Source organism: Rhodococcus sp. (in: high G+C Gram-positive bacteria), assembly GCF_049286785.1.
GTDB lineage: Bacteria > Actinomycetota > Actinomycetes > Mycobacteriales > Mycobacteriaceae > Rhodococcus_F.
Genome location: NZ_JBAQEO010000144.1, coordinates 1 through 2105 on the forward strand (window position 1 = coordinate 1; position 2105 = coordinate 2105).

3 protein-coding genes are annotated in these 2105 nt (G+C 65.4%); 1 reads left to right on the top strand and 2 read right to left on the bottom strand.

Going from position 1 to position 2105, the window contains the following annotated elements:
- A partial coding sequence (locus WAW17_RS05800; protein ID WP_422332055.1) for a helix-turn-helix domain-containing protein occupies window positions 1–352 on the top strand: 352 nt, incomplete at its 5' end.
- Window positions 353–440: 88 nt separating this feature from the next.
- On the opposite strand, the gene WAW17_RS05805 is transcribed toward WAW17_RS05800, so the two are convergent.
- Window positions 441–590 (bottom strand): hypothetical protein, encoded by a 150-nt coding sequence (locus tag WAW17_RS05805; RefSeq protein WP_422332056.1) that lies wholly within the window; start codon window positions 588–590, stop codon window positions 441–443.
- Window positions 591–1496: 906 nt separating this feature from the next.
- A partial coding sequence (locus tag WAW17_RS05810) for a TetR family transcriptional regulator (protein WP_422332057.1) occupies window positions 1497–2105 on the bottom strand: 609 nt, incomplete at its 5' end.

Below are 2105 nucleotides of genomic sequence, written 5' to 3' on the forward strand. Positions count from 1 at the left end.
GGCACGCGATGTGCTGTTGATGTTCGACGGCGCGGTTCACGATCCGCAGGATCCGATCGGACGAACGGTGTTCGCGATGTTGTCGACGACGTTCGCCGAGTTCGAGTCCGGTCTGATCCGGTTGCGCACGATGGAGGGCAATGCCCGCCGTAAGGCTGCGGGCGGATTCTCCGGCCGCAAGCCGCTCCTCGACCCGGCGCAACAGGCACAGCTCTACGACCTGCACCAGAGCGGTGAGCATTCCATCGCCGAGTTGTCGAAGCTGTTCAATCTCTCTCAAGCGGGTCTCTACAAGTACCTCGCCCGCGAGAAGAACCGACGAAACACATCCGACTCCACTGCCGCGCACTGAATGACGCCACCAGCACCCCATCGGGGGCAAGGCAGCGCGTAGCGGTGTCGCGGCAGCACGTTTCGTCGTCGTGGTTCTTGAACCGGTCTTATGCGCTGCGGTGCGGTCCGATGAGACTGTCGAGATACGCGACCTGGGCGTCGAGCGCCGCGCGAACGTCGTCGACGTCGTCGCGCATGGTGGCGGTGTGTCCGGTCGCGTACTCGACTCCGACGATCTGACGGTAGAGCCTGTCCACGTCCTCTCCCCCGGCCGCCAGCTCGGTGACCGCTTGGCAGGTTGTGCAGGCTCGTCCCGATGGGCGCCAAGGCTTGTTCGTAGGCGCGTAGGGCCGCGACCCGGTCGACGAGGCCGGCCTCTGCTTGTGCGGCGACCACCTGGCGGCGTTCCCATTCCGCTCTCGCCCGGGAAAGCTGGTCGGTGCCGTCGTCTACCGGTAGCGGTGGGGTGTTCGTCCGCAGTGTCAGTAGCTCGTGCGCGGCCGCCGCGACCAGGTGCAGCTCGATGGTGAATCCGAGGACGGATCGGTGCCCGGCGAGTAGTGGATGCGCCCACGCCGGATCGGTAACAACGCGTGCAACAACATTCTCCGCGACCGCAACGAGGCGGATCTCTGGGCCTTCCTCACGCAACGGCCAGCGCAGCGAAGTGCAGGCACGCTGAAGTTCGTTGCGCTGCAGGGAAGTCAGTTGCGGGTGTCCGCGGGGCCGCCCGGTGATGGTGCGCCACCAGCTCGGCTGCGCAACAAGTTCGTTCGGGTCGGGGACGGCGTTCGTGAGGCCGGCTACCGCGGACTGGGTGGATGCGGAGATGTCGGTCCAGTCGACGACGGCAGTGGTGCGGGGAGCGCGTTGCGGGAAACGGAGTTGCTCGCTCACCCAGTTGCGGGCGTCGTGCAGCGCGTCGGTCAACTCCATCACCGCCTTTTCGCTTGTGAGCAGGAACGATTCGTGCAGTTTATCGCCGGGTCCCTAACACCCGCGCCGGGACTTTCCAGTCGCCGGCGCGGGTTGCGGGCCGTCCTATTTCGACGTTGCAGCGCTGTACAACGGCACCGGCGGCTCGGGATGGTCGGAGAAGAGTTGCCGGTGGAGGATCTCGGTGTAGGACGCGGGCCGCGGGTGAGCTTGCTGCGTGGGAGTGTTCACAACGCAACAGCCTGCACGTTGGGTTCGGCAGCGGGATCGGTGCCCAGCCACAGCATCAACAGATCGTCGACACGTCGGCTGATCGCTTCCGGCTCACGCAGCGCGTTCGCAACATGCACGGCACCGATGAAGCCTGCACAGAGGCTTTCTGCGAGCCGTGACGTGCCGGCGGTGCAGTAGTCGATCCCTCCTGCGCGGACCGCGTCGACGACGACGGCGTTGAGGGCGTCTATCCATGTTCTGTAGACATTCGCGGCGGTATCGATGGTCGGTTCGAGACTCAGGATCAGACCGGCACGCAGGGTGTGATCTTCCTGCACTCGGCGGGCCGTTTCGCGGTAGATCAGCACAATCCGGCGTTCGGCCGGTTCACCGGTGGATGCGGCGAGGGCGATGATGTCTCGGGCGGCGGCGGCCCAGCTGTCGAGTAGGTGCTCTGCCATGGCTTGTTTCGACGGGAAGGGGAAGTAGATCGCTCCCTTGGAGCTCGTTGTCGAGGCCAGGATGTCGTTGATGCTCGACGCTGCGTATCCGGCCTGGTTGAACTGCGCCGCAGCAGCGTTGAGGAGGGCTTGCCGGGTTGCTCTGGCTCTGAGCTGGAGTGG